We start from the raw sequence: 22,142 nt of genomic DNA on the forward strand, positions 1-22,142 counted from the left end.
GTTTAGATAATGAACAACAAATCACGTCGCGATTTTTTAATAAAAACCGGCTATGGCTTAGGTGGCTTGGCCGTCAGCGGCTTTCTGCCCGGTGGTGGCGTCATTGCCACTGCTCTGGCGGACGACCCAGCCCTGCAAGCCTTGGCCGGCGCCAATCCTTTAGCGCCGAAAGCGCCGCATTTTGCGCCTAAAGCCAAAACCGTCATCTGGCTGCACATGTCCGGTGCCCCCAGCACGCTGGATTTGTACGACTACAAACCGCAGTTGGTCAAACAAGCCGGTACCGGTATTCCCGCTTCGTTTTTGCAAGGCATCAAAACCAGTACTCAAGGCGGTATCACTAAATTGATCGCCACCAAACGCGACTGGAAACAGCACGGTCAAAGCGGCGCCTGGTTTTCTGACTGGCTGCCCAATCTGGCGGAACATGCCGACGACCTGGCATTTATTAAATCCAGTGTGACTGTTGGTGCGACCCACGATATTTCCATCATGAAGTTGAACACCGGCGGCTTGAACCCCGGCCGGCCAACACTGGGCGCTTGGGTGCAATATGCTTTGGGTTCGGCGAACCCGAATCTGCCGGCCTACGTGGTGTTGTATAACGACAAACGCGAACCGCGCGGCGGTGTGACCAACTGGGAATCCGGCTTTTTACCCGCGGTTTATCAAGGTACGCCGTTCCGTCCCGGTAATTCGCCGATTCTGCATTTGAACAACCCGGAATATCTGGCTAACGCGGAAAAACGCCATGCGCTGGACTTGTTGAAACAGATTAATCAACAACATGCGGCCAACTATCCAACCGATAGCGAACTGCAAGCCCGCACCGAATCTTACGAGCTGGCTTACCGCATGCAGGAAACCGCACCGGAAGCGGTTGACTTTAGTAAGGAATCCGACGCGACTAAAGCGCTGTATGGCTTGAACGATGAAATCACCCGCCCATACGGCGAGTTGTTGTTGCGTGCCAGACGCTTGACCGAACGCGGTGTGCGTTTCGTGCAAGTCGTATCCGGCCCGACCGACATCAAAGGCGACAGCCGCGATTGGGACGCGCACCAAAACATCGAAGACAACCACAGCAAGCATTCAAAAATTATCGACAAACCGATCGCCGGCTTGTTGAAAGATTTGAAAGCCAAAGGTTTGCTGGATGAAACCCTGGTGGTCTGGACTTCCGAGTTTGGTCGTACCCCTTGGAGCGAATCCGGCGACGGCCGCGACCACAATCCTTGGGGCTATACCCAATGGATGGCAGGCGGCGGCGTCAAAGCCGGTTATACCCATGGCGGCACCGACGAGCTGGGCGTACAAGCTATCAAAGGTACCGAAGTCGATACCTACGACTTGCACGCCACGGTGTTGAACCAGTTGGGTCTGGATCACTTGAAGCTGATTTACAAGTATCAAGGCCGTTCGGAACGTCCAACCGTGGTGTACGGCAAAGTGATCAAGGAACTGATTGCTTAAGGTTGAGCTTTAACAGCCTACCCGAAGGCTTGGCGCTTTCGGGTAAGCGATTCGCCGAGCCGGCTGTTTGCCGGGGCAAGGCGAATTTGAACCAATGTGGACATCTCTGAAATTCCCTCTTTATCAAACAGGGCATTAGGACGACGCTGTCAGGTGAGCGTTTATCCCGGCAAGGAGGCTGGGGCCAATGGACGGCAGACCGGATATCTCCCGGTAATACGCGCAGCCGGGCCTTTGTGGGGGCCTTGGGTGACAGTGGGTCGTTTGAGTCCTGCTTGGCGAAGAGGGAATTTTAGAGATGTTCCGAGAACATTATTTAATGCGGCGGGTAATGCCGCGACAGGGTTAACGATATGCGAAAGACGATTTATCTTTTCGGAATTGGCTTGGTTCTTAGTAGCAGCGCGGTGATTGCCGAAAGCGAATTTGATTTCGAAGAGTTAATGAACGATGTGGAAACCAAAATTCAGGAAGTGCAAAACAATATTGCCGCCAAGGACGCCAACACCGCGGTAACGCAAGCCAAGCAATTACAGGACGAATTCAAACTGGTCGAAGGATTTTTTGCCAAGCGTGGCAACGCTGACGACGCCACGCATAACGCCAAGGAATATCAGGACAAGGCGGCGAATATTCAGAATGCGCTGGCTGCCGGTGATTTCGATACGGCTGCTGTGGCCGCCAACGACTTTTCCAAACAATGCCGCGGCGCCTGCCACGACAAATACAAACCCCTCTAATTGAAAAATGATGAAAAACTTATTTTTGAAAAGCCTGCTGCCTGCCGTCTTTGCTTTGCCGGTGATGGCCGCGCTGCCGGAAGGCCATCCAGCCCCGGATTTTCAAGCGCAAGCTTCCCTGGCCGGCAAGGCTTTTAATTACACGCTTGAGGATGCTTTGAAAAACGGTCCGGTTGTCGTGTATTTCTATCCGTCCGCTTATACCGGCGGCTGCAATTTGCAGGCGCATAGCTTTGCGGTCAATCACGAAAAATTTGCCGCCGCCGGTGCCAGTATCGTCGGGGTATCGCTGGACAGCATCGAGCGCCTGAACGACTTTTCCGCCGATCCTAATTACTGCGCCAGCAAGTTTCCGGTGGCATCCGATGCCGACGGCAAAATCTCCGGCAATTACGATATTGCCGTGAAAGCCGCCGCGCCGGGTAAAACCGATAGTAGGGGCGTGGAAATCAACCACGGCTTTGCGGAGCGCACCACCTTCGTGATCACGCCGAACGGCAAAATCGCTGCGACCTTGGGCGGCTTGAAGCCGGAAGAAAATGTCGCCAAAGCACTGGAAGTCGTGGAAAAGCTCGCCGCTGATCGACCGAAGGCGAACTAGGCATGGGGTTTTGCCGTTGGCTATGCGCTGTGGCGCCCGACACCAAACCCCGTGGAGGAAGGCATCATTGGCGCCGCCGCAGCCCGTGGCTGGCCGTTAGTACCTTTGCCTTATTGGCCTCGGCGAAAACCGTATTAGCGGAGCAGGGCGATGAACTTTCTTTGCAACGCATCGGCAACGGCAACCCGGTCGTGGGTAAACAAAAGTCGGCTGACGAACGTTGCCAGGAGTGTCATGGCGAGGACGGCAACAGCGGCGATGTCAGAATTCCCAGCCACGCCGGTCAATACGCCGGCTATCTGGTTAAACAGCTCAGCGATTTTAAATCCGGCGCTCGCAATCACGAAATCATGAATGTGATGGCCGCCGATCTGACACAAGAAGACATGGCCGACATCGCCGCATATTTTGCCAGCCAAAAAGTCATGCGAGGCGAGCGGATCGCCGACAATCCGCTCGCTAAAAATTTGTTTGTAAACGGCGATGCGGCGCGGGATTTGCCTGCTTGTGCCAGTTGTCACGGTGAGAACGGCAAAGGCAAGATTGCGGATAACGTCATTTATCCGGTGATTGGCGGACAACGCCGGGTTTATCTGCGCAGTCAATTGACCAATTGGAAACTGGGCGAGCGCAAGAACAGTCCGGAAGCGGTGATGAACAAAATTGCCAAGTCCCTGAACGACGATGAGCTGAATGCCTTAGTGGAATACCTGTCGGGCTTGTAGCGAGCTTAGGAGTTCGACTGAAACGTATTCCCTATCTTTTTTACGGAGTTGAGATGAAACGATTTTTTCTGGGAAGCGCATTATCGCTGTTAGTGGCATTTTCGGCGCTGGCCGGCTTGCAAGAAGGCGATGTCGCGCCGGATTTCGAGACCCAAGCCTCGTTTGCCGGCAAACCGTTTGCCTATTCCTTGAAGGAAGCGCGCGGCAAAGGTCCGGTGGTGGTGTATTTCTATCCGACCGCTTATGGGCGCGGCTGCAATATTCAAGCGAGAACCTTTGCGATCAATCACGACAAATTCGCCGCCGCCAGTGCGACGATCGTGGGCGTGTCCTTGGATAGTATCGAGCGGTTGAACGAGTTCTCGGCCGATCCTGATTATTGCGCCAGCAAATTTCCGGTGGCCTCGGATACGGACGGCAAGATTGCCAATGCTTATGGCTTGAGCGTGGACGAATCAAAAACCGGGCGCTTGGATAGTCGCGGTGTACAGGTCAATCACGGTGCCATAGCCCGGACCACGTTTGTGGTAGCGGCGGACGGCAAAATCGTCGCTAGCGTCGGCGACTTGCAACCCGCCGAAAATGTCGAAAAGGCCCTGGAGATTGTGCAAGGTTTAGGCAAGTCCGCGCAGGCTGGTCAATAAGAGTTTAAGGAAGTGTGTATAGGGGCGGAGAAGTGCAAAGTAATTTTCAACGGATAGTGTCATCAACAAAGGGCGTTTAGGAGGGCGGCAATGAAAAAGTCTTTGAATTGGTTGTTATATGAAACCCACCGCTGGCTGGGGGTGGTGTTGGCTTTGTTCATGTTTTTCTGGTTTTTTACCGGCATTGCGATTATCTATTCGACGCCGACCACGCAAAGCCGCAGCCAGCAATTGGCGCACGCGGAAAGCCTGGCGCCCGAAGTAGGCTGGTTGAGCTTGGGCGAAGCCTGGGACCGCAGTGCCGAGCAACGTAAGCTTTTTGCCGCGCAACATCAATCCAAGCCGGCAAACATGGGTGAACATGGCGCGCAAGCTAAAACCGAATCGGGCAATTGGGCCGAAGCGTCTGTCGGTATAGCCGATGCCCGCTTGGTAAGACGTAACGACGAGCCGTTTTGGCTGGTGGAAGATACCAAAGGCGCGCGCTTTGCGCTGTCCGCACTGGACGGCAGCTTGCGCGAAACTTCGGTGGAGCAGGCGCTACGCATCGCTGACGACTGGTTCAAACGCGAGGGTATTAACCATAATTTGCAAGTAGTGGAAACGGTGGAAGCCCCGATTATTCTGCGTAATCAGGAGGCTTTGCGGCCGTTTCATCGGGTAGCTAGCGACGACGGTGACGAGTTGTTGATTTCGGCGCGTACCGGCGAAGTCCTGCATGCCTCGACCTGCGTCGATAGGGCGTTTTACTATGCCGGCAATTGGCTGCATTTATTCAAACCTCTGGAGGCCATTGGTTTGGGGCAATATCGCCACGACGTGCAATTGTGGTCCGGCTTGGGCGCGACTATCGCGTGCATCACCGGTTTGATTATCGGCTGGTTGCGCTGGCGGCCGGGATTTAACGGCAAGCCCACCTATTCGCAAGGCCGTACGCAACCGTACCGGGAGTTTTGGTTTAAATGGCATTTCTGGAGCGGTTTGATCGGCGGGACCGTGGCGCTGTCTTGGGCGCTGAGCGGATTTATCGACACCAATCCCGGCAAATTATTTTCCGAAGCCAATCTCACACGGCAAGAACTGAACAGATATTTGGGCAAGGTGTTACCCGATGCAATGCGCAATTGGCAACCCGGCCCGCTTAGCAACGCGGATGGCAAGGATGTTGTCGAGTTGAGTTGGCGGCGTTTGGGTGGCGAAGCAGTGTTATTGGCTTATGGCCGCGATGGTCAGCGATTACCGCAAGCGGTGGATGGGGCGGTTCAGCAATTCAATAAAATCTCGGTAACCGACGCGATCTTGCGTGTGTCGCAAGATACGCCCATCGCCAGCCAGGAACTCTTGGAAGACTACGACAGCTATTATTACCCGCGGCATCATCAAAGCTTGGTGGAAAAACCGTTGCCGGTGGTCGTGGTAGAGCTGGCAGACGCAGCCGGCACCCGGTTTTATCTGGACCCGCAAGACGGTAGCTTGCTAGCCAAGCTGGATCGCAGTCGCCGGGTGTTTCGCTGGTTATATTCGGGTTTGCATCATTGGGATTTCGGTTGGCTGTATCACCGGCCGATCTGGGATGCCTGGATGTTGACCTGGGTGGGTTTCGGTTTGGTACTGGGCGCCAGTTCGCTGGTGGTGGGATGGAAAAGGCTGGTCAAAACCTTTAAGCCGAAAAAACGCAAGGCAGCCGTACCACAGTCGGCGCTGGAGCTGGCTACGGAAACCCGTAGTTAAGATAATAAATGTTCGGTAACGCCAGGATAATTGGCGTTACCGATACGTTTAGATATAAGGCCTAGAACCCTAGAACCAAGATTTTTTATAGCGGCTTTTTCGCACATCCTCACGTTGAAAATGTTTTTCCAGCGCGAGTATTTGAGGTCAAGACTGTATGCCGCCTTGACCTCAGAATGTTAGGCTAAAACCGCCGAGAAGTGCACTGCAACCGTTTTAGGGTTGCCGTTAACCTATCGATTTCCTCGTAAGTGTTATAAAACGCCAACGAGGGTCTTACGGTACTTTCCAAACCAAAGCGTCGCAAAATGGGCTGTGCGCAATGATGGCCGGAGCGCACGGCGATGCCGGCCTCATTCAAGGCTTTACCAATATCTTGAGTGCTATGACCGTCTATCACGAACGACGCCACGCTGGTTTTTTCCGGCGCGGTGCCGATCAAACGCAGACCCGGTATGGCTTGCAAGGCATGCATCGCATAAACCAGCAATTCATGCTCGTAACGGGCTACATTTTCGATACCGATTTTGTTCAGATATTCCAGCGCCGCACCCAAACCCACCGCGTCGGCAATATTGCCGGTGCCGGCTTCGAATTTGGCGGGTGCGGGTTGGTAGACGGTTTTCTCGAAGGTGACGTCTTCGATCATATTCCCGCCGCCTTGCCAAGGCTGGGTAGCCTCCAGAACTTCCGCTTTGCCGTACAGCACGCCGATACCAGTCGGACCGAAGATTTTGTGGCCGGAAAACGCCAACCAATCGCAATCCAAAGCCTGTACATCAACCTTTAAATGCGACACCGATTGCGCGCCGTCCAGCAACACTTTAGCGCCGGCCCGGTGGGCTAGTTCGATCATTTCCTGCGCCGGCGTGACGGTGCCTAAAGCATTCGAGACCTGCGTAAACGACACTAGCTTGGTTTTGGCATTCAGCAGTTTTTGATACTCGGCCAAAATCACTTGGCCGTTATCATCGACCGGGATCACTCTAAGTACCGCACCGGTTTCCGCGCACAGTTGCTGCCAGGGCACGATGTTGGCGTGGTGTTCCAGCCAGCTGATGACGATTTCGTCGCCCGCGCCAATGTTTTGCTTACCCCAACTTTTGGCTACAAGATTGATGGCTTCGGTAGCACCACGCACGAACACTACTTCATCGGCGGACGAGGCATTGATAAAACGCGCGACGATTTGTCGTGCGCCTTCATAGGCATCGGTAGCACGTGCAGCCAATTCATGCGCGGCCCGGTGGATGTTGGAGTTTTCGTGCTGATAAAACTCGGAAATCCGATCAATCACCACCTGCGGCTTTTGCGTGGTAGCGGCGTTATCCAGCCAAGCTAGTGGATAACCGTTTACACGCTCTTGCAAAATTGGAAAGTCTCGCCGCACCGCATGGACATCAAACGGCGGATGCGCGGAACCCAAACCCGGTACTTGCGCCGCACGTGCCAACGCGGATACCTCGGTTATAAAATAAAACGATGACGTACTAGGCGTGGTGGGCTGAGTTTTACCAAACGGTGTGGCAAGGGCGGTTTGCAAATCCGCTGTGCCGGGCAAAGCAAAACTGCGTTGCACCAAGGCTGAGATAGCCGTGTCGTCGATGCCAGGCCGGGAGTCGAAACCGGAACTGACGTTATTAAACGGTACGGCAGTTGCCGCCGAGACCGGTACGGTATCGATGGCTTCGCCAGCATTAGGCACTTCCAGGAAAATCTGATTGGCCAAGCGCGTCAATTCGGCGGCATCCGGCAAGCCCGCGGGCACGGTGCCGCCGCTCAGCGCTTGTTGCGCCAGGCCAGCCAGGTCAACGTTATTGGTAGTCATAGTAGTTGCCTATTTCGACATTCTCCAATACGCCGATGGCGTCCTCGGTCAACACCGCCAGCGAGCAATACAGGGAGACCAGATAGGAGGCGATAGCTTTGTGGTTGATGCCCATGAAACGCACGGACAGGCCCATGCTCAGTTCGTCGGTCAGATTGGGTTGATACAAACCGACTACGCCTTGACGGCTTTCGCCGGTGCGCAACAGCAGGATATTGGTTTTGCCGTTGGTGATTTTTAGCTTGTCGGTCGGAATCAAAGGCAGGCCGCGCCAAGTTAAAAATTGCGAACCGAACATGGAAATGGTTGGTGGCGGTGTGCCGCGGCGAGTCGCTTCGCGGCCGAAGGCGGCGATGGCGCGTGGGTGGGCCAGGAAGAAGGCGGGTTCTTTCCAGACTCGGGCAATCAATTCGTCCAGGTCGTCAGGAGTTGGCGAGCCTTTGCGGGTTTGCACTTTTTGCGCGGGCGCGACGTTGTTCAACAAGCCGTATTCGGCATTGTTGATCAGCTCGCTTTCTTGACGCTCTTTGACGGTTTCGATGGTCAAGCGCAGCTGTTCGTGGATTTGGTTGTAAGGGCTGCTGTACAAATCGGCCACGCGGGTGTGAACGTCTAGCACGGTGTTGACGGCGTTCAAGCGATATTCGCGACCCCATTCTTCGTAATCCACATAGGTTTGCGGCAACACTTTTTCGTCCAGGCTGGAGCAGTCGACGGCGATGCTGGTTTCGCTTTTCACTTTGTTGACCCGGTAAATACCCGCTTCGACTGGTACCCAGTGCATTAAATGCACCAGCCAGCGAGGCGTGATCGTACCCATCATGGGCACGGTTTTGGTGGCGTTGGATAAGGTGCGCGCAGCGACGTCGCCTAACGCGGTATGGGCTTGATGAATGTCTGACATGGTGATTTTCCTTTCTTAGTGGGTGGTGGTTGGTTAAAGTGTTTTTAGTGACTGATTAATCAATGTTGGTTTGAAAAAGCGCCGATTGGCCGTTGAGATTAAATCCCGCCGCCGCCGGCAAATACTTCCGTGCGATTCTGGCCCTGGCTGACCAGGCTGTCCGGCGGCACGCTGTGGGTGAGCCAGACGTTGCCGCCTATCGTCGAGCCGCGGCCAATGGTGATACGTCCCAGGATCGTGGCACCGGCATAAATCACCACATCGTCTTCAACGATGGGGTGGCGGGCGTTACCCTTGACCAGAATGCCGTTGTCGTCCTTGTCAAAGCGTTTGGCGCCCAGCGTCACCGCTTGATATAAGCGCACTCGGCGGCCGATGACTGCCGTTTCGCCGATTACCACACCGGTGCCGTGATCGATAAAAAAGCTTTCGCCGATTTGCGCGCCCGGATGGATGTCGATCCCAGTGGCGGAATGCGCAACTTCGCTGATCACGCGCGCCACCAACGGCAGACCCAATTGGTACAGCACATGCGCTAGTCGGTGATGAATCACCGCGGTGATGCCTGGATAGCAAACCAACACTTCATCGGCGCAACGCGCGGCGGGGTCGCCCTCGTAGGCAGCTTGAATATCTGTGTCGATCAATTGCCGCACAGCAGGCAACTGGGCCGCAAACTGCCGGGTGATGTCTGTCGCTTGGCTGCGAGTATCCACGGATAGGCCTTGCTGTTCGGCGACAAATTGCAATTCCAGGCCGATTTGCCGTTGCAATTGCCGTAGCAGACTATCCAGCGTGTGGCCGACGAAATAATCGATGCCTTCGTCAGTCAGGTCGGGCATTCCCAGCCGGTTTGGGAACAGCGCCGCGCCCAAGTTGTCGACGATTTGGCTCAAAATCTTACGGGAAGGCAATTTGGGCGGATGTTCACGGCGATGCCGGTTTTCCAGAGATTGCAGGCGCAGTTCGCGCAGTTCTGCAACCAGAGCATCGATTTCCCAGCGTTGGCCGTGTTCGCTTAAGGTCATAGCGCTACACCTTGCGGATCGAACAGGCCTTCGAACAAGGCCGAGCTCAAGTAGCGCTCGCCGGAATCCGGCAAGATGACCACAATGGTTTTGCCTTCGTGTTCCGGACGCTTGGCCACCCGCACCGCGGCGGCCACTGCCGCACCGCAGGAAATGCCGGCCAAGATGCCTTCCTCGCGCGCCAGGCGGCGGGCATAGGCTATGGCATCGTCGTTACTGACCAAGGCAATTTCGTCAACCAAGGATAAATCCAGTACATCCGGCACGAAACCGGCACCGATGCCCTGGATCTTATGGGGCGCCGGCTGTAGCGGTTCGCCAGCCCGGAACTGTGTTAACACTGGGCTAGTTTCCGGTTCTACCGCAATAGAAATGATAGGTTTGCGTTGTTTGAATTTGATATAGCGCGAAACCCCGGTAATCGTGCCGCCGGTACCGACGCCGGAGACTAAAATGTCGATGGCACCGTCGCTGTCGGTCCAGATTTCCGGGCCAGTCGTTAGTTCGTGGATGCTGGGGTTGGCGGGGTTTTTAAACTGTTGCAGCAGTACATAGCGGTCCGGATCGGAGGCCGCAATTTCTTCGGCTTTGGCTATCGCGCCTTTCATGCCCTTGGCGCCTTCGGTGAGGACCAGTTTGGCGCCATAAGCCACCAATAATTTGCGCCGTTCCAGACTCATGGTTTCCGGCATGGTCAGGGTCAGTGGAATGCCGCGCGCGGCGGCTACGAAGGCTAGGGCGATGCCGGTATTGCCGCTGGTGGGTTCTATCAGTTCTTTGCCGGCGGTCAGCAAGCCGCGTTGCTGGGCGTCGTTAATCATCGCCGCGCCGATGCGGCATTTCACGGAATAAGCCGGATTGCGGCCTTCGATTTTAGCCAGCAAAGTCACCGGCGCGCCGTCGGTAATGCGGTTTAGCCGGACTAATGGGGTTTTGCCTATTGATTGCGAGTTATCTGGATACCAATGCGTCATGACGGTATTACTCCCTGTCGGTTTTCTGCGGGCCAAAAAAAAGCCAGCAGCCTGCTTATCAATTCAGGCGTACTGGCTTCCGGTGGTCCGGTCAGCGATTTTTTTTAAAGTACTTGGTTTAAACGAAGGCTGTCAATACAGGTTCGATTGGTTCGGTTATCTGTAATGCCTATTTGAGATATATAAATCTAAAAATATGATTTACCTCGGTGCAAGGAGCTTGCGGCGGTGGTTGGGCGGTTTGTAAGTCTTTGTTTTTGCGTGAAGGATCGCAAAGTCGAATTTTTTACGGCGGTTCTTATGATAAATAGCGAAATCAAAACAAAAATTCGTGCCGGATTTTAATATTCATGCTCCTTGGCGGCTTTGGCAAGCAGCTCGTTAATGAAATATTGCAAATAAGTGGGTAGATATAATTGCTTCAAATAGGCGATTTTCGTCATCGAGCGTGGGATCAGGTGCGATAAATCCCTGGCGACCAAATCATTGTCGTTGCGCGCTTCGTAAGACGTACCGGCGATAATCCCCACGCCCAAACCCAATCTGACATAGGTTTTGATGATGTCGGAATCGGCGGCGGACAGGGTGATGTCCAGTTCCTTACCCGCGTTCTTAAAGGCTTTTTCGATGGTCGAACGGCCGGTATAGCCTTGCGAGTAAGTCAAAATCGGAAATGCGGCCAGCCGGCCCAGCGTCACATCGCCTTGCGCCAAGGGGTGATGGCGCGGCACCACGGCGATGTGTTGCCATTCATAGCAGGATTTGACGACCAGCTTCTCGTCCTCGTCCAGCTTTTCGGTGCAGATGGCAATATCGGCCCGATGCTGATGGAGCTGCTCTATTAATTCTTGTGGTGACGATTGCACCATGTAAATGGTGATGCCCGGATATTTCTCCCGGAATTTTTGCACCGGTTCCGGTAGCAAGTACTTGGCTTGAGTATGGGTGGTGGCGATATGCAAGGCGCCGTTGCGATTTTCGCGAAAGTCGTCGGCTATCGACAGGATGTTCTTTTTGGCTTGATTGATCCTGTCTACCTGTTCCATCACCTGCTCGCCCAGCGGTGTCAGGCCCAGCAGTTTTTTGCCGTGGCGTTCGTAGAGCGGCGAGCCCAATTCCTCCTCCAATAATTGTAACTGTCGGCTGGCGGCCGACTGCACGACATGCATGATTTCCGCGGCTTTGGATTGGTTGAACTGGGTGTCCTTCAGGACGCGCAATAATTCAAGCTGATTTAGATTCATATCGGTCTTTCCATGGGGTGATTTGAGCGATGGGCAACAATCGCGAACCGGGTACAAATGCCGGTACCGGGCTATGTTTGGCATAGCCCGAACTATGAGGGGTGCTGTCAATTAAACCAATGCGCTTGTTTGATATGCACCGCCACGCGGTCGCCCTTGTTTAAATTCAGTTGTTTGAAGCGTTCGTTGGGCATCTCCGCAAACAGCGTCGCACCGGAACCGTTATGTTGCGGATTGAACAGTTCGATGCGTATCGTCGCGCCCAGATGTTGCCAGTCTTTCAAAGTTACCGGCGAACCGGAGGCTTCTTCGGCTTTGACGATGTCGATATGATGCGGGCGGACGTGTGCGAAGATGCCTTGCGGTTTTTCCGCCAGAATCCCTGCGCGTTGCAGCCAGTTGCTTTCGGTTTCCGATAGATCGAAGACGTTGGTTTGCCCGATGAATTTGGAAACAAAGGCATTGGCCGGATGATCGTAAATATCGGCCGGGGCGCCTTGTTGCTCGATGCGGCCTTGATTCAATACGACGACTTGGCTGGCGACTTCCATGGCTTCTTCCTGATCGTGGGTCACAAAAATACTGGTGACATGCAATTCCTGATGCAGATTGCGCAGCCATTGCCGCAGATCTTTGCGCACGCTGGCGTCCAACGCGCCGAACGGTTCGTCCAGCAACAATACGCTGGGTTCTACGGCCAGGGCTCTAGCTAAAGCTATCCGCTGCCTTTGGCCGCCTGATAATTGATCCGGGAAGCGGTCGGCCAGCCAATCCAGTTGTACCAACTCCAACAAAGAGTGCACTTTTTTGCTGATAAAGGCTTCGGTAGGCCGTTCCTTGCGCGGCTTGACCCGCAAACCGAAGGCGATGTTGTCGAACACCGTCATATGCCGGAACAAGGCGTAATGTTGAAACACAAAACCAATCCCGCGCCGGCTGACATGTTGCTCGGTCTTGTCTTCGCCGCTGAGCAGTACCCGGCCGAAATCCGGGGTTTCCAGGCCGGCGATGATTCTGAGCAGGGTGGTCTTGCCGCAACCGGAGGGGCCCAGCAGAGCTACCAGCTCGCCTTCCGGAATTTCCAGGTTGACGTCGTACAAGGCGGCAAATTTGCCGAAGTTTTTGCTGATGTTGTTTAGCAGAATACTCATGTTTTTATCTCAATACCGGATGTTAAACGCCTCAGAATGTCGGCGTATTTTCGTCTTTAGGCTCTGGCCTGCTTCCATTCCAAAACGCTTTTCAAAACCAGCGTAACGATGGCCAGACAGGCTAATATCGAGGCGCTGGAAAAAGCGCCGATCACGTCGTAATCGTTGTAACTGACTTCCACATGCAAGGGCAGGGTATTGGTCACGCCGCGAATATGTCCGGATACCACGGACACCGCGCCGAATTCGCCCATCGCCCGGGCGTTGCACAGCAACACGCCGTACAGCAAAGCCCATTTGATATTGGGTAAAGTCACTTTAAAAAATGTCTGCCAGCCGCTGGCACCTAGCGATAGCGCCGCTTCTTCCTCCTCGTTGCCCATTTCCTGCATCAGCGGAATCAGTTCGCGCGCCACAAAAGGAAAGGTGATAAAGATGGTTGCGAGCACGATGCCGGGTACCGCGAATATCACTTTAATGTCATGCTCGGAAAACCAATGTCCGAACCAGCCTTGAGCGCCGAACATCAGAACAAAAATCAGGCCCGAAATAACCGGCGATACCGAGAATGGCAAATCGATCAAGGTGGTCAATAAGCTTTTGCCCCAAAACTCAAAACGGGTGATGGCCCAGGCGGCGGCGACGCCGAATACGGTATTCAGCGGAACCGTTATCAATGCCACCAGCAAGGTCAGTTGCATCGCGGCGATGGCATCCGGTTGCGCCAGCGCTGTCCAATAGGCTTGCCAACCTTTGGAGAAGGCCTGATACAACACCAAACCCAGCGGGACGCAGAGAAACAACACAATAAAACCTACCGCGATGCCGACCAGGCCCCAGCGCACCCAAAACGGGTCGTGTAGCGCTTTGAAGTGTGCTTGGCCGGTGGCGTCGCTAATCACATGAACATTGGCGTGCATGATGTCTCCTAAATTTGCCCGGAGCGGCGGCGCGCCCAGAGCTGCAATAAATTAACGATCAGTAGCAACAAAAACGACACTAGCAGCATCGTCAGTGCAATCGCCGTCGCCCCGGCATATTGGTACTGCTCCAGTTTGGTGATGATCAATAACGGGACGATTTCCGAGACATAAGGCAGATTGCCGGCGATAAAAATCACCGAACCGTACTCTCCCACCCCGCGGGCAAACGCCAGCGATACGCCGGTTAACAGTGCCGGAAAAATGTTGGGAAAGATCACCTGGGCAAACACTTGTAAGCGAGTAGCGCCCAGACTGGAGGCCGCTTCTTCCATCGTGGTATCAAATTCCTGCAATACCGGCTCGATGGTCCGCACCACAAAAGGAATGCCGATAAAAATCAATGCCACCACTATGCCCAGCGGCTTATAAGCTACTTGCACGCCCAATGAGCTCATCAACCATTTACCCAGCAGGCCGCTGGGCTGAAAAATGGTCGCTAATATGACGCCGGCCACCGCCGTCGGTAAGGCAAAGGGTAGATCGATTAAAGCGTCCAAGAAGCGTTTGCCGGGAAAGGGATAACGCACCAACACCCAGGCAATCACAAAACCAAACAGGCCGGCCACCAAGGCGGCTATCAGAGAGGTACCGAAACTGACCCGGAACGACGATACCACTCGATTATTGCTAATGATGTCCACATACTCGCCCCAACCCAGTTGCAAGCTCTTAAATACCAGGGTGCTCAAGGGGATCAGTACCACCAGTCCAAGGTAGAACAAGGTGTAGGCCAGTGCCGGTCGAAAGCCCGGCATGATGTTGCTTTGAGTCATGGTGTTTCTCTGGAAACAGTCAGTAGGTGCTGACAGGATAGAGAAACTTAAATGCCAACGGAAATGATATAAATTGAATTGATAATCTTTTATTTAGATAACAATCGGGCGAATTTTGGCTATTGCGGCCAGGATGGGAGGGTAAATATTCGCCATGTTATATATCCAATTAACAGATATATATTTCTGTTTATATCGTTTTCAATCGCTTTGTGGTTTTCTTACCATTTGTCCCACGGTCATTGGCGCTAATGCTGCCAAGACAAGGATTCATCAAACCACGATAACCCACCATACCTCAGGAGGCTATATGGCGATTGAACTTAACGGCCATGCATTGAAGCAAGGCGATAACAAGGAGATTGCATTGCAAATCGCGACGATTGTGCAGGATATTCGGTTTGGCTCGGTTGAAGTCGTGATTCACGACGGCCGCATCGTCCAGATCGACAAGCGCGAACGTTTTCGGCTGGGCCAGCAAAAAGATTCTGCATTAGCGGGTTCCAACTAGACTAAGGCTAACGCCGCTAAATAGTTGTTCGCTTGTTGCCACTCAGCCCAAGGACGGCGAGATGAGCAGAATCTTTTTGTGTACCGGCCATTAACTACTCTAAACCCACAGTTACCCACATGAAACGACCTTTAATTTATACAGTACGGGCAGCAGGTGCACTTGGCTTGTTGCTGGCTTGGCCGGCCCTGGTCAACGCCGAAGATTATTATGTCCCGACCAAAGGCTATCGCGTCGAACCTGCGCCAACCGATCCGCCTTTGTACGTGCGCAATTTGAGTAAAACCCAGTTCGAGCAATTTCGCGATGTGAAATGGCTGGATGTCGGGCTGGATTTTCGGACCCGCTACGAATACCGCGAAAACGACTTTAGGCCGCAACGCTCGGGCACCTCAGAGTGGCGGCCCGATGCCGATAACCTGTGGCTGCTCAGGACCCGCGCCTACGTCGGCATCAAAGAAATCCTCGATCCGTTACGCTTTGCAGTCGAAATGGAGGATGCGCGCAGTTATAACGGTTTGTACCCCAAAACCGATGCCGATGTGAACGAGTTTGAGATGATCCAGGGCTATGGTGAGTTGTATTTCGCCAATGCCTTAGGCCATAACCGGCCCCTCAGCATTCGTGCCGGCCGTATGCACTTGGAGTTGCTGGATAGGCGTTTGATTGGTAACAACGAGTTCCGTAATACCACCAACAACTTCGAAGGTTATCGAGTACACTTCGGCAAGAAACAGAATGACTGGGATTTGGATACTTTTGCCTTGCAACCGGTGGAGCGCTACAAATACGAATTCGACCAACCGGATGAAGACACCTGGATCTACGGTGCCGTACTCAGCCTGAAACAATGGTCCGAGTTTGTCACCATCCAGCCTTATTTCCTGGGTCGCAAAACCGACGGTGATCCCGCCAACCGGGTGGCAGCCAATCGCAAGGCCAGTATGGATATTTATGCGCCGGGTCTTAGGGCTTATGGCTTTTTCGGCGGCGGCTTTGATTTCGATGCCGACATCAACAAGCAATTCGGACGCTTCGGTTCCTTGTCCGGGACGCGGGAGACCTTACGCCAGCACGACGCCTTGGCCTACTCTTTGGAATTAGGTTACAGCTTCGATCACGATTGGAAACCCCGCGCCAGTCTCTATTACGGCTACGGCACGGGCGATAAAAACGCCGGCGACAATATCAACCAACGCTTTGATGCCTTCTACGGCTTTAACCAACCCTGGTCGCGAAACGATTATTTCTCCTGGGACAATATCATCGCGCCGAAGGCCAGACTGGAGTTTTCGCCCTACAAAGACGTGCGTATCGATACCGGCTACAACGCTTACTGGGAGGAAAGTGCGGCCGGAGGCTGGAACCGGGCCGGCTTGCGCGATACCACGGGCCGTAGCGGGACTTTCCTGGGACACGAGTTTGATATTCGCCTGCGTCACAAACTGAATGCCTATGTGGATTGGAGCATGAGCTATGCACGATTTACCCCTGGCGACTTCACCGAAGCCAGAGCCGTAGGCGTGTCGCAAGGCGGGCAGGGCTCTTATACCAGCGAGCCGAGCAATTTCTTCTACTTCGAAGTGTCTTTAAACGCCTTTGGCGATGGTAAGCCTACGTACAAATAAACACTCCCGCCGGCGCGGGTGCGACAACGTTTAAGAACCCGGCCAATAAGCAGCCGGGCTATTTAAATTAGAAATCCCCCAGGCAGTCGCTATACTCTCAGCACGAGGAGGGTTTATGCGTGAAGCAATGGCGCCTGCATGGCTGAGATGGATAGCTGCTGCCGGGCTTTATATCGTAACGGCCAGACTGGCTTTGTTGTATTTCGCGCCCAATGGCAGTGCCAGTGTGTTTTTTATTGCCAGCGGGCTGGCATTGGCGGCCATTTTGCTGGGCGGCCGCCACTATGTTTGGGCAATATTCATCGGGGCCTTGGCGCTTAATCTGTGGCAAGGCAAAGCGTTATTGAGCGCGACCAGCATATCAATCGGTAGTACCTTCGGCGCCTGGTCCGGCGCTTGGTTGCTGCAGCGCATCCGCGGCTTCGACCGTTCTCTGAAAACGCTGCGCGATTATCTGGTGCTGATAAGTGTAGGCGGCGTTGTCGCTTGTTCGTTGACTGCGGCAATCGGCACGTTGACTTTGTTTGCTGGCGGATTTATCGGCGAGGAAGCTGTGCTTTCCTCGCTGCTACATTGGTGGATGGGCGATACGCTGGGCGTGATATTGGTTACGCCGCTGATTTTGGTCTGGACTAACAGTGCCTGCAAGCTGCAGGGGGCTAAAGCGTTCAGCGAAGCCATGATGATTATTGCGCTGAACTTTTTGGTGGGGCAGTTGGTGTTTCTCGACTGGTTTCACGACAGCCTCGGCGCTTACGCGAAAAGTTACTGGATATTTCTATTTGTCAGTTGGGCGGCTGTTCGGCTTGGCAGCCGCGCTACCACGCTGATTTTGGTCGTTACCGCCACACAGGCCATGTTCGGCTTGGTTTGGCGACGTTCCGGCCTGACCGATCCCAGCTTGGGCGATAATCACGAAATCAACTATTGGTTTTTCATGGTGGTGCTATCGGTAGTGGGCATGGCGTTAGCCTGCTATTTTTCCGAGCGGCAAAGGGCCTTGGAAACCTTGGCCGAAAAAGAAGATTTGCTACGCACCTTGTTAAAGGCCATGCCCGACAAAATATGGCTGAAAGATCCCGACGGCGTTTACCTGCTGTGTAACCCGAGCTTCGAACCCCTGTACGGCAGGCCTGAACAGCTTATCGTCGGCAAGACCGATTACGATTTTGTCAGCCGCGAAAAAGCCGATACATACCGCGAACAGGATGCTAAAGCCATCGCCGCCGGCGAGCCTATCCGCAATCAGGACTGGATAAGCTATGCCGACGGCAAGCATAAGGCGCTCTACGAAACCATTAAAACCCCGGTTAATTCCTGCGACGGCAAATTGATCGGCGTGCTGGGCGTGGCCCGAGACATTAGCCAACTGCATGCAACGCAGCTCGCCTTAAACGAGCGCATCAAGGAACAAAAATGTCTGCACGCGGTTTTTCGCGCCACCGAGGATTTAGAAAAGCCTTTGCCGGAGGTGCTACAGCGCGTTGTTGACTTGTTACCTGCCGGTTGGCGTTGTCCCGAAGCAACGGCCGCTCGCATGGAATGGGACGGCCAAAGCTATGTCAGCGGCGATTTCAAAAATTCCAGCAGCTTACTGACCGTACCCATTCAAATCGATGGTATAGCGTCCGGCAGTATCTCGGTCGCTAATCTGCAACCGCAGTCCGAGCATCCGGACGATCAGTTTTTAGGCGAAGAACGACTCTTACTCGATGCCGTGGCGGAACGGGTGAGTAGCTTTATAAAACGCCGGATCATCGAGGAAAAAGCCAGAAATCGCGAGCGGATTTTCAGCGCCATCGTCTCGCAGGCCACCGATGCGATTACGCTAATTGACGCGGAAACTTTCGAGTTCATCGAATTCAATGATGCTGCCTGCCAACACTTGGGGTATAGCCGCGAGGAATTCGCTGGCTTGCGCCTGCCGGATATTCAGGGCGAATTCGACGCTGCCCAGGTTCGCCAGATAGCGGATGATTTCATGCAAGCCGGCGGTGCGCAATTTGATACCTTGCGCCGTCACAAGAACGGTACATTGTTGAATGTCCATGTCAGCATCAAAGTGATTGAAATCAGAGGCCGTAATTATTTGTCCCTGATTTGGTCGGACATTACGGAACGCAAGCAGATCGAGCAACAATTCCGCCACCTTTTTGATCACAACCCGGCGCCGATGTTGGTCTACGAGCGCGGAACGCTGGCCATGGTCGCGGTGAATGATGCGTTTATCCAGTTATATGGCTACAGCCAAGCGGAAATCGTCGCACTCAAACTCACCGATCTGTTCCCTGCACAGCAGCGACAAGCCATTGCAAGCTTGGCGGCCAGTCTGCGCGGTTTTGCCTATATCGGCGAGTGGCAGCATCTTCTTAAAGACGGCCGGGTAATCGACATCATCGTTCGCTCGCACGACATCCATTTTTCCGAGCGTGACTGTCGGGTGGCGGTGATTACCGACATTACCGAACTGAAACAGGCGGAAGCGGAACTGCGCAAACTGTGGCTTGCGGTGGAGCAAAGCCCCAACAGCATCGTCATCACCAATCTGCAAGCGGAAATCGAGTACGTCAATCAGCACTTTACGGCGGTCACCGGCTATAGCCGCGAGGAAGCCATCCGCCAAAATCCGCGGATCCTGCAATCCGGGCACACCGGTCAGGCCACTTACGACGAGATGTGGCATACCCTGACCCAAGGTAAAAGCTGGTCCGGTGAATTGATTAACCGCCGTAAAGACGGCAGCGAATACGTCGAATGGGCGCAGATCACGCCGGTAAGGCAAGCGGACGGTGCCGTCACTCACTATCTGGCCATTAAGGAGGACATTACCGAGAAAAAACGAGTAGAGAGCGAACTGGATTCTTATCGCCACCATCTGGAAGAGCTGGTGGCGGCGCGCACCGTAGAACTGGAACAAGCCCGGCAGGCTGCGGAAGCCGCTACGCTGGCGAAGAGCCAGTTTCTGGCCAATATGAGCCACGAAATCCGCACGCCGATGAATGCGATTTTGGGTATGTTGTATCTGGCGCTGAAGCAGGATTTACCCTCAACCTTGCACAACCATTTGACCAAGGCGCAGAGCGCCGCGCATTCGCTGTTGGGTATCATCAACGATATTCTGGACTTCTCTAAAATCGAAGCCGGTAAGCTGGAATTTGAGTCTACCGAGTTTGCGCTGGATAGAGTGCTGGAGCAACTCACCGACGCTATCGGCCTACAGGCTGAGCAAAAAGGCGTGGAGTTTTTAATTCGCTACGATGTGAATATCCCCGCCACCTTAAAAGGCGATCCGCTACGCTTAAAACAAGTGCTGCTCAACCTGTGCGGCAATGCCATCAAATTTACCGAACGCGGGGAAGTGGAATTGGCGTTCCGGATGCTCAGCAAAAAGGCTGACGCGGTGATTTTGCAGATTTCGGTTCGCGATACCGGCATCGGCATGGATCGTGAGTTGCAAGGACGTTTATTTCAGAAGTTTACCCAGGCCGACCAGTCCACTACCCGGAAGTTTGGCGGCACCGGCTTGGGATTGGCGATCAGTAAGCATCTGGTGGAACTGATGGGAGGCAGGATCTGGCTGGAAGATTCGCAACCCGGCCAGGGCACGACGATTTGTTGCACGGTGCAACTGCACATTGCCCAACAGGCCGAGGCGCGTCGCCGGGAATTGCTGGATCAGACCGGATCGTTACTGAAAGGCATCCGGGTGCTGGTGGTGGACGACAACGACATTTCCCGAGAAATACTCGCGGAAATGTTGCGATTTTTTCAGTTGGACGTCAGCGTGGCCGGGGATGGCGCTACTGCGATTCGTTTGCTGGAAACCGCTTCCGAGCATCCCTTCGATCTGGTGTTGATGGACTGGCGGATGCCCGGCATGAATGGCGACGAAGCGACCCGGCGGATTCATGCTGATGCGGCCATTGTGCTGCAACCTAAGGTGATCATGGTCACCGCATACGGCCGCGAAGACGTAATGTTGCTGGCTCACCAAGCCGGGGTGGACGGTTTTCTGATCAAGCCGGTTTCGCCGTCGTCACTGTTGGATAGCATGCTGTCGGCATTGGGGCGCAGCGACGTCCTCGACAGGCAGGAGTCTCCGTATGCCGCCGCTCAGACGCCGCCGAATTTGCTTGGCCGCCACGTTTTATTGGTAGAAGATAACGCCATCAACCGCGAATTTGCTGTCGAATTGTTGCGCAGTATGAATATCGCGGCGGATGAGGCGGTGAACGGTGAAGAAGCGTTGGCGATGGTGCAGCGGTATCAGTACGATTGCATATTGATGGACATCCAGATGCCGGTGATGGACGGTCTGGAGGCCACGCGGCGGATTCGCGCTTTGGCCGGGCAAGCGGGGGGAGAACGCTTCGCCAGTTTGCCGATTATCGCCATGACCGCGTTGGCAATGGCCCGCGATGCCGAGGAAAGCCGGGCGGCCGGCATGAACGACCACATTACCAAACCGGTGGAACCGCAAAGCTTGTTTTCCTGTTTGGCAAAATGGCTGCCTGACGCTTCTAGCGATACGCTGGCAGAGACCTATGCGGTCAATGAAGCGCCGGCACGGGTGGTTTGTTCTCCCGAGTTATTGGGCCTGCAAAGTTTGCAAGTCAGCGAGGGTATTCGCCGCATCGGCGGAAAGGAAGCGGCTTACCGTAAACAACTCAGACGGTTTCGCGAACATTACGCCAACGCAGTAGACGAATTACAGCGTATATTGCAAACCGATAATCTCACGGCCGCTGAAAATTATTGTCATTCCTTGAAAGGCGTAGCCGGCAATATCGGCGCCAATGCATTTTACGAGTGCATTGCCGGCATTGATGCCGGGCTTAAACAACAGCAACGGCCTGCCGCGGAACACATTGAGCAGCTGCGCGACTTATTGCAACAAGTGATGACAGACATCGATAGTCTTACCCCGCCGCCGACGCCGGCCGCATTGCCGGCACAACCGCTATCGGTCGAGGCCATAAGCGCTAAAATTACCCGCTTAATGGCTGTATTGGAAAGCGATTTAGGCGCAGCTGAAGCGTTAATCGGCGATTTACGCAAGGGTACGGCCGGAAGCGAGTTCGAAGCCGATTTCGAGGCGATTGCCGCCGAGGTCGATGCGTTTAACATAGATCAAGCCATCGCTCTGTTGGTGGCGGTGCAACAACGCCTGCTGGCTGGGCCATCATTAGAGCAGCGAGATTAAC

General features: G+C 54.1%; 17 protein-coding genes. 9 read left to right on the top strand and 8 right to left on the bottom strand.

The annotated features are described in order from the left end of the window. Positions 1-9: 9 nt before the first annotated feature. From ACMXD4_RS10105 to ACMXD4_RS10130, 6 genes are all read left to right on the top strand, one after another. The gene (locus tag ACMXD4_RS10105) at positions 10-1,473 is read left to right on the top strand and encodes a DUF1501 domain-containing protein (RefSeq protein ID WP_033156402.1); all 1,464 of its coding nucleotides are present in this window, start codon (positions 10-12) and stop codon (positions 1,471-1,473) included. A gap of 353 nt (positions 1,474-1,826) precedes the next feature. Further along, positions 1,827-2,213, top strand: coding sequence for a hypothetical protein (locus ACMXD4_RS10110; RefSeq protein ID WP_192374917.1), 387 nt, complete (start codon positions 1,827-1,829; stop codon positions 2,211-2,213). A 7-nt stretch (positions 2,214-2,220) separates the two neighbouring features. Beyond that, on the top strand, positions 2,221-2,814 hold the full coding sequence (locus ACMXD4_RS10115; RefSeq protein ID WP_253734443.1) for a peroxiredoxin: 594 nt from the start codon (positions 2,221-2,223) through the stop codon (positions 2,812-2,814). A 2-nt stretch (positions 2,815-2,816) separates the two neighbouring features. Next, positions 2,817-3,539: a c-type cytochrome gene (locus ACMXD4_RS10120; protein WP_415880666.1), complete on the top strand. Its 723-nt coding sequence runs from the start codon at positions 2,817-2,819 to the stop codon at positions 3,537-3,539. Between the two features lie 53 nt (positions 3,540-3,592). Next, positions 3,593-4,183, top strand: a complete 591-nt coding sequence (locus ACMXD4_RS10125; RefSeq protein WP_415880667.1) for a peroxiredoxin — start codon at positions 3,593-3,595, stop codon at positions 4,181-4,183. Between the two features lie 90 nt (positions 4,184-4,273). Continuing rightward, positions 4,274-5,914 carry a PepSY domain-containing protein gene (locus tag ACMXD4_RS10130; protein ID WP_415880668.1) on the top strand — a complete coding sequence of 547 codons (1,641 nt, stop codon included), beginning with the start codon at positions 4,274-4,276 and terminating at the stop codon, positions 5,912-5,914. A gap of 184 nt (positions 5,915-6,098) precedes the next feature. On the opposite strand, the gene ACMXD4_RS10135 is transcribed toward ACMXD4_RS10130, so the two are convergent. From ACMXD4_RS10135 to cysT, 8 genes are all read right to left on the bottom strand, one after another. After that, a complete protein-coding gene (locus ACMXD4_RS10135) occupies positions 6,099-7,742 on the bottom strand; it encodes a family 2A encapsulin nanocompartment cargo protein cysteine desulfurase (protein WP_171695620.1) in 1,644 nt (547 codons plus the stop codon). Continuing rightward, positions 7,729-8,646: a family 2A encapsulin nanocompartment shell protein gene (locus tag ACMXD4_RS10140; protein ID WP_020481377.1), complete on the bottom strand. Its 918-nt coding sequence runs from the start codon at positions 8,644-8,646 to the stop codon at positions 7,729-7,731. The genes ACMXD4_RS10135 and ACMXD4_RS10140 overlap by 14 nt, the downstream gene beginning before the upstream one ends. Before the next feature lie 98 nt (positions 8,647-8,744). Continuing rightward, a complete protein-coding gene (gene epsC / locus ACMXD4_RS10145) occupies positions 8,745-9,674 on the bottom strand; it encodes a serine O-acetyltransferase EpsC (RefSeq protein ID WP_171695619.1) in 930 nt (309 codons plus the stop codon). After that, positions 9,671-10,648 carry a cysteine synthase A gene (gene cysK / locus ACMXD4_RS10150; RefSeq protein WP_171695618.1) on the bottom strand — a complete coding sequence of 326 codons (978 nt, stop codon included), beginning with the start codon at positions 10,646-10,648 and terminating at the stop codon, positions 9,671-9,673. Before cysK ends, epsC begins: the two co-directional genes overlap by 4 nt. Positions 10,649-10,989: 341 nt before the next feature. After that, complete coding sequence (locus ACMXD4_RS10155; protein ID WP_171695617.1) at positions 10,990-11,892, bottom strand: LysR substrate-binding domain-containing protein; 903 nt, start codon at positions 11,890-11,892, stop codon at positions 10,990-10,992. 107 nt (positions 11,893-11,999) lie between these two features. Then, positions 12,000-13,043 (bottom strand): sulfate/molybdate ABC transporter ATP-binding protein, encoded by a 1,044-nt coding sequence (locus ACMXD4_RS10160; protein ID WP_033156394.1) that lies wholly within the window; start codon positions 13,041-13,043, stop codon positions 12,000-12,002. A gap of 56 nt (positions 13,044-13,099) precedes the next feature. Beyond that, positions 13,100-13,963, bottom strand: a complete 864-nt coding sequence (cysW, locus tag ACMXD4_RS10165; protein WP_033156393.1) for a sulfate ABC transporter permease subunit CysW — start codon at positions 13,961-13,963, stop codon at positions 13,100-13,102. A gap of 8 nt (positions 13,964-13,971) precedes the next feature. Continuing rightward, complete coding sequence (cysT, locus tag ACMXD4_RS10170; RefSeq protein WP_205450326.1) at positions 13,972-14,799, bottom strand: sulfate ABC transporter permease subunit CysT; 828 nt, start codon at positions 14,797-14,799, stop codon at positions 13,972-13,974. A gap of 310 nt (positions 14,800-15,109) precedes the next feature. On the opposite strand from cysT, the gene ACMXD4_RS10175 reads away from it, so the two are divergent. From ACMXD4_RS10175 to ACMXD4_RS10185, 3 genes are all read left to right on the top strand, one after another. Further along, a complete protein-coding gene (locus ACMXD4_RS10175) occupies positions 15,110-15,310 on the top strand; it encodes a YezD family protein (RefSeq protein ID WP_171695615.1) in 201 nt (66 codons plus the stop codon). A 119-nt stretch (positions 15,311-15,429) separates the two neighbouring features. Continuing rightward, positions 15,430-16,938: an alginate export family protein gene (locus tag ACMXD4_RS10180; RefSeq protein WP_171695614.1), complete on the top strand. Its 1,509-nt coding sequence runs from the start codon at positions 15,430-15,432 to the stop codon at positions 16,936-16,938. Positions 16,939-17,053: 115 nt separating this feature from the next. Continuing rightward, positions 17,054-22,141 (top strand): PAS domain S-box protein, encoded by a 5,088-nt coding sequence (locus ACMXD4_RS10185; RefSeq protein ID WP_415880669.1) that lies wholly within the window; start codon positions 17,054-17,056, stop codon positions 22,139-22,141. The last annotated feature ends 1 nt before the right edge of the window (position 22,142 follow it).

Source organism: Methylomonas sp. TEB, from assembly GCF_047777895.1.
Lineage (GTDB): Bacteria > Pseudomonadota > Gammaproteobacteria > Methylococcales > Methylomonadaceae > Methylomonas.

Coding starts and splice junctions, on each gene's coding strand:
- ACMXD4_RS10105 (WP_033156402.1), top strand. CDS start 10: ATGAACAACAAATCACGTCGCGATTTTTTAATAAAAACCGGCTATGGC.
- ACMXD4_RS10110 (WP_192374917.1), top strand. CDS start 1,827: ATGCGAAAGACGATTTATCTTTTCGGAATTGGCTTGGTTCTTAGTAGC.
- ACMXD4_RS10115 (WP_253734443.1), top strand. CDS start 2,221: ATGATGAAAAACTTATTTTTGAAAAGCCTGCTGCCTGCCGTCTTTGCT.
- ACMXD4_RS10120 (WP_415880666.1), top strand. CDS start 2,817: ATGGGGTTTTGCCGTTGGCTATGCGCTGTGGCGCCCGACACCAAACCC.
- ACMXD4_RS10125 (WP_415880667.1), top strand. CDS start 3,593: ATGAAACGATTTTTTCTGGGAAGCGCATTATCGCTGTTAGTGGCATTT.
- ACMXD4_RS10130 (WP_415880668.1), top strand. CDS start 4,274: ATGAAAAAGTCTTTGAATTGGTTGTTATATGAAACCCACCGCTGGCTG.
- ACMXD4_RS10135 (WP_171695620.1), bottom strand. CDS start 7,742: ATGACTACCAATAACGTTGACCTGGCTGGCCTGGCGCAACAAGCGCTG.
- ACMXD4_RS10140 (WP_020481377.1), bottom strand. CDS start 8,646: ATGTCAGACATTCATCAAGCCCATACCGCGTTAGGCGACGTCGCTGCG.
- epsC (WP_171695619.1), bottom strand. CDS start 9,674: ATGACCTTAAGCGAACACGGCCAACGCTGGGAAATCGATGCTCTGGTT.
- cysK (WP_171695618.1), bottom strand. CDS start 10,648: ATGACGCATTGGTATCCAGATAACTCGCAATCAATAGGCAAAACCCCA.
- ACMXD4_RS10155 (WP_171695617.1), bottom strand. CDS start 11,892: ATGAATCTAAATCAGCTTGAATTATTGCGCGTCCTGAAGGACACCCAG.
- ACMXD4_RS10160 (WP_033156394.1), bottom strand. CDS start 13,043: ATGAGTATTCTGCTAAACAACATCAGCAAAAACTTCGGCAAATTTGCC.
- cysW (WP_033156393.1), bottom strand. CDS start 13,963: ATGCACGCCAATGTTCATGTGATTAGCGACGCCACCGGCCAAGCACAC.
- cysT (WP_205450326.1), bottom strand. CDS start 14,799: ATGACTCAAAGCAACATCATGCCGGGCTTTCGACCGGCACTGGCCTAC.
- ACMXD4_RS10175 (WP_171695615.1), top strand. CDS start 15,110: ATGGCGATTGAACTTAACGGCCATGCATTGAAGCAAGGCGATAACAAG.
- ACMXD4_RS10180 (WP_171695614.1), top strand. CDS start 15,430: ATGAAACGACCTTTAATTTATACAGTACGGGCAGCAGGTGCACTTGGC.
- ACMXD4_RS10185 (WP_415880669.1), top strand. CDS start 17,054: ATGCGTGAAGCAATGGCGCCTGCATGGCTGAGATGGATAGCTGCTGCC.